The organism is bacterium, assembly GCA_019912885.1.
Classification (GTDB): Bacteria; Lernaellota; Lernaellaia; order JACKCT01; family JACKCT01; genus JAIOHV01.
Map to the genome: position 1 here is coordinate 1 of JAIOHV010000205.1, position 4,974 is coordinate 4,974.

5 protein-coding genes are annotated in these 4,974 nt (G+C 62.9%); 2 read left to right on the forward strand and 3 right to left on the reverse strand.

What is annotated here, in order from left to right; all coding sequences use genetic code 11:
- On the forward strand, nucleotides 1-378 hold a 378-nt coding region (locus K8I61_18325; protein ID MBZ0274001.1), incomplete at its 5' end, for a hypothetical protein.
- A 93-nt stretch (nucleotides 379-471) separates the two neighbouring features.
- Here the strand turns inward: K8I61_18325 and K8I61_18330 are convergent.
- From K8I61_18330 to K8I61_18340, 3 genes are read right to left on the reverse strand one after another with little or no spacing between them, the layout of a single operon-like run.
- Nucleotides 472-975 (reverse strand): TlpA family protein disulfide reductase, encoded by a 504-nt coding sequence (locus K8I61_18330; protein ID MBZ0274002.1) that lies wholly within the window; start codon nucleotides 973-975, stop codon nucleotides 472-474.
- A 46-nt stretch (nucleotides 976-1,021) separates the two neighbouring features.
- Complete coding sequence (locus tag K8I61_18335; GenBank protein ID MBZ0274003.1) at nucleotides 1,022-2,266, reverse strand: DUF3570 domain-containing protein; 1,245 nt, start codon at nucleotides 2,264-2,266, stop codon at nucleotides 1,022-1,024.
- A gap of 7 nt (nucleotides 2,267-2,273) precedes the next feature.
- Nucleotides 2,274-2,504: a DUF4266 domain-containing protein gene (locus tag K8I61_18340; protein MBZ0274004.1), complete on the reverse strand. Its 231-nt coding sequence runs from the start codon at nucleotides 2,502-2,504 to the stop codon at nucleotides 2,274-2,276.
- 550 nt (nucleotides 2,505-3,054) lie between these two features.
- On the opposite strand from K8I61_18340, the gene K8I61_18345 reads away from it, so the two are divergent.
- On the forward strand, nucleotides 3,055-4,974 hold a 1,920-nt coding region (locus tag K8I61_18345), incomplete at its 3' end, for a hypothetical protein (protein ID MBZ0274005.1).

The window sequence follows — 4,974 nt, forward strand, 5'->3', positions numbered from 1 at the left end:
ACCACGATGCCGCCGACGACAACCACCACGACGCAGCCGTCAACGACCACAACTCAGCCGACGACAACGACGACGGTCACATCGACGACCACGACGACAACGACGACGATGGGCGGGGACGACGACACGACGGATGACGACACGACGGATGACGATACGACGGACGACGACACGACCGATGACGACACGACGGATGACGACACCGCCGATGACGACACATCGGACGACGACATGTCAGACGACGACGCGCTGGATGATGATTCGGACGATGACTCCGACGTCCCGCTGCCGGATGTGCCCGGCGATGACGATACGGCGCCGGCGGGCCGGCTGTCGGGCGGCAACGACGACAGCAACGTTTGCGGCTGCGGCTGCTGACGGCGCCTCGACGCAGGCGAAAAAACGGCCGCGCGCTGTCCGGCGTGCGGCCGCTTTTATTCCGGGTCTTGGACCCGCGCGCGTATCAATCGATCAAGGTTTGAGCAGCGATCGCACGACGGACTCCATCTTCGCAACGTCGCCCGGTGCGTATCCCTCATTCACATGACGCACCACGCCGTCCGGCGCGATGATGATCGTGCTCGGCATGGCGCTCACCGAAAACGCTTTCGGAACCGCCTTCGACGAATCAAAGAGCGTGCGCACATTTTTCAGATGCAATTTCGCCGCCGCGCGCTCGCCCGCTTTTCGGTCGTCGTCGATATTGACCGCGAGCACGACCGCGTTGGCGCCCGCAAGTCGCCCGGCCATCTGTTCCATCTCGGGCAGTTCCTGTTGGCAGGGCGCGCACCAGCTCGCCCAGACGTTCAGGACGATGACCTGTCCCGCGTAAGACGCCGACGTCACGGACGCGCCGCTCGCATCCTCGGCACGGAAAGGCGGCGCCGCTTGGCCGACCATCGCCGCATGCGCGGCCGGCGCCGCGATCCATAGCGCGGCAATGGCGAGGCGCGCGGCGAAACCGAAACGTTTCATGTCCCTGTCTCCTTCCCCGGCGGATACGGTCTCGCGCGCCGGCGCGTTACATCCACCGCGCCATCAGATTCGCGCCGCCGATGATCGCGTGGTAGCCGTCCGGCACGCCGTCGCGTTCGGTTTGCGTGTACCAATCCAGACGCAGGCCGCCCGAAATTTCCGCGCCGGCCGACGGCATATCCGTGCCGATGAGTCCGATGTGCGCGCCCGCGAGGTACGACCGAAATTCCTGCAATACCGGCGCGGCGCTGTAAAATTTGTCGTCCGCGGTGATGACGAACGCGCTGTAGTCCGACGCGGTCTGGGCGTAGAGCCGGCCGCGAAGGCCGAAAAGCAGCCAGGGCAGGGGGCGCACGCGCAGCGCGGCGTGTTCCGTGTTCGACGTGATGCCCCAGGAATCGGTGTAATACCGATATCCCAATTCCAGGCTCGCCGGCCGAAACAGGCTTTGCAGCACGCGCCCGGAAATCGCATAGCGGTCTCGGCGCTCCGGCAACCACTCCGGCGTCAGCGACCAGCGGTTGTCGGGATGCCGCAGGATCACGTCGCGCTCGGTATCCGAAAGCGCGCCCCGCTGCCACGAGCCGCCAAGCACGATCTGCGCGAGCGTTCGGCGCGAGAGCACCTGCGTCAGCCCCAGATTGGCCCCGTCCACATTCTTGCCCTTGGGATAGTCGTAGGTTTGCGCGATCGCTTCGTCGCTCGCGTCCACCGTGTCGAAGTTGTGGTAATACGTCCCCGAGACGATCGTATTGCGCAGCGCGAACGCCTGCTCGACGGTGCCGTAAAGCGTGTGCGACCGGTAGTTCGTTTCGTCCGAATACACGTATCCCGTCTCGAGCGCCGTCTCATCGATCTCCTTGCGTCCGAAGCCCGACAGCTCGACGCGCCGTTTGTCCCGAAACTCGGGCGTCGTGTCGTAGCCGGCGCCCGGATTCGATGAGTAGCCGCCGACAAAGCCGCCCAGCCGGTCGATCTTTTCCTCGAGCGAATTATCCGAGAGCCCGCGCACCGTTCCCGAATTGCTGCTTCGCCGGGTCGCGGAGGAAACGCCGTCGACCTCGTGCGATGTCGGCGTCGCCGACGAGATGCCGTCAACCGTACCCTTGAATCCAAGCTTCCAACGGTCGCCAAACTCATTCTCGTATTTCAGCGTGCCGGTCACGATGACGTTCTTCGAGTCGTCGGCGAAAACACGGCCGAGAACCTTGACGTCGTCGGCGCGGACAAAATCGGAGGATGCCGCGAGCGCGAGCGCGATCAGAACCAGGGGAACATCGTGTTTGGGCATCGCGCGACTACTTGCAGCCGCACCCGCCGGACGCGCCGCCCTGGCCGCCCGCGGAGCCTTCGCGCGTCTCGAGCATCTTCGCCAGATACGCGGCGTCCAGGTCGTCATAATCGAATTGCATGAGAGGATCGGCGAGCCATTCGCGCTCGTAAGGCTGCACGAGGGCGCAACCGTGCACCGAAAGGACCGCGAGAATGACAAACGCGATGACCACGCTCGCCTTCACGATAGTTTTCATAAACATTCGCTCCCTATTTCGCAGGAATCGCGCTGTTTTTGCGAAAGGCCGCCACGCTTTTCGGATTATGCGCGCGCGGATTTTCCGGTCAATGATAAATGTTAAGCGGGACGATGGATTTTCAGCACTTCGCGGTCCGTGAAAAAGTCAACGGCGGATAACAAGCACACTATGTCGATCATACTGATAAACATCATCGGCGGAATTCGTGCCGGCCGAGCCGTGGTTGCCGCGGTGGGAGAGTCCCGCGTTCCGGGCCCAGGCGAGGGAAGTCAGGCGGGCGGCGCGGGAGGGAGCGTGGCGGTTCGATCGCCGTGCCGATTTCGGATCGGTGCGTCGGCGTCGGTGTCCGCCCGGCGCGTTCTTGTTTTCGATCGATACGTCGGAATTGACTTATATCACGCCAGCCCCCGCTTGTATTTTGATGAAAACGTGTATCGTTCAAGCGTTTCCGGTCGGGCAAACGTACACGTTGCATGCGGGATAACGAGCCCCGCGAAGCCGTGGTGCCATGCCGCGAACCATTGGATATCCGCTTTTGGGAGGGATCATGAAATTGTCGGCCATGCGCGCGCGCGTGACGCGATTTGTTGGGCCGGGGTCGAAACGATTCGTCGCGGGCGTTTGCTGCCTGCTTTTGTTCGCGGCGGTCGCATGCGAACAAGGCGATTCGCCGGACGGCGCGATGGACGCGAACACAAACGCCGCCGGCAGCGCCGGCGTTCTTTCGCGGGCGCAATCCGCTCCATCGCCCGACGACGCCGGCGCGTTGATCGACGCAAGCCCCACCGAAACCAACTTTCTCGTCGTGTCGCGTGCGTGTTCCCGCGACGACATTACGGACGTGGTCGATATCGTCCGCGGCGGCGGCGGTTTCGTTGGATTGATCCATGACGGCATGGCGTTGCAGGCGGGCGGATCCTTCGAGCTGGCGGATCGGTTGCGCGATCAGGCCGAGCTGATCGTGATCGAGCCGGGCGACGACATCGCCGCGATCGCGGCGCCGCCGGGATGCACGCCGCAATTCCGGCGATCCCTCGGAACGTGGAAGCTCGTCAGCGAGGCGCAGGTGGGCGATTCCGCACCGGGGGCCAACGGCTCACCGCTTGTTGGCGATGGCCTGGAGCCGCCGCCGGACGCCGCCGCGATCAAGACCGGGCCGATGCTCGGGGATATCGGCGTTTATCTGTTCCTGCCGGAGAGCGACGGCTCGATCGACGCGAGCGCGGAAAACTGGACTCAGGCGATGTGGGACCAGGTTTACGCGGAAGTCGCGGCGGGCCTGGCTTTCTGGCCGACGCACGCGGCGTCGCACGGCCGCACGGTGACCTTCGAGCTGTTCGCCACGCCGCGCACCGACCCCGCGCTGCAGATCGGCTACGAGCCGATCACCCGCCCCAGGACCGACGAATACCTTTGGATCAATCAGATTCTCAATCAAATGGGATACGCGGGAGGCTCGAACTTTTCGAAATCGCAGCGTTTCAACGCGGATCAGATGCTCGCCCACGGCAAGGACGCGTTCGTATCCGTGTTCGTCGTGAACAGCCTCAACGATCCGGATGGTCGATTCACCGACAACTCGTTTGCGTACGCTTACTTCGGCGGCCCGTACATCGTCATGACCTGGGACAACGACGGATGGGGCATCGGCGGAATGGACCAGACGTTCCGTCACGAACTGGGCCACAGCTTTTATACGTGCGACGAATATTCGCAGCCCGGCTATTACGTGTGCGGCTGCACGTGCACCACCAATCCCTGGTACACCAATAACAGCAACTGCCAGAACGCCTGCGGACCCACCGAGTCGTGCGTCATGATCAACAACACCGGCGCGACCTGCGCACACACGCGGTCGCAGTTGGGCTGGAACCTGGACACCGTTCCCTACGACACCTGCGACGGCGCGTATCACTTCGCGTCGCTCCCCGGCAGCTACAGCGGAAGCACGTGGGACGCCTATCACCATTACACGCCGTGGTGCGCTTCTTCGAACACGAGCCGCGATGAGGTCTTTTCGTTTGACGGAACCGACGGCCATTCGTACGCGGTCGATTTGTCGGCGGTTACCGGTACCCAGTATCTGTATGCGCGCGGCGGCGATTGTGAACACGGCGAAGAGATCGCGTGCGTCAGCGGGTTCAGAAACACGAGCTTCCAATTCGTTGCGCCCGCGACGCAGCGCTATTTCGTTTTTGTTGAGCCGAGTACCGAAACCTATACGCTGAATATCGCTGAAGTCACGACAACCACGACCACCACAACGTCAACGACGACGACGACCTCGTCGACATCCACCTCGACGACGACATCCACCTCGACATCGACATCGACCTCGACCTCGACATCGACCTCGACCTCGACATCTACGTCAACCTCGACCTCCACTTCGACTTCCACATCGACGTCGACCTCGACTTCCACGTCCACGTCCACGTCGACTTCAACCTCGACCTCGACCTCGACG

Bases quoted from the DNA above. Each gene is read 5' to 3' on its own strand.
- K8I61_18330 (MBZ0274002.1), bottom strand. From the start codon at position 975: ATGAAACGTTTCGGTTTCGCCGCGCGCCTCGCCATTGCCGCGCTATGG.
- K8I61_18335 (MBZ0274003.1), bottom strand. From the start codon at position 2,266: ATGCCCAAACACGATGTTCCCCTGGTTCTGATCGCGCTCGCGCTCGCG.
- K8I61_18340 (MBZ0274004.1), bottom strand. From the start codon at position 2,504: ATGAAAACTATCGTGAAGGCGAGCGTGGTCATCGCGTTTGTCATTCTC.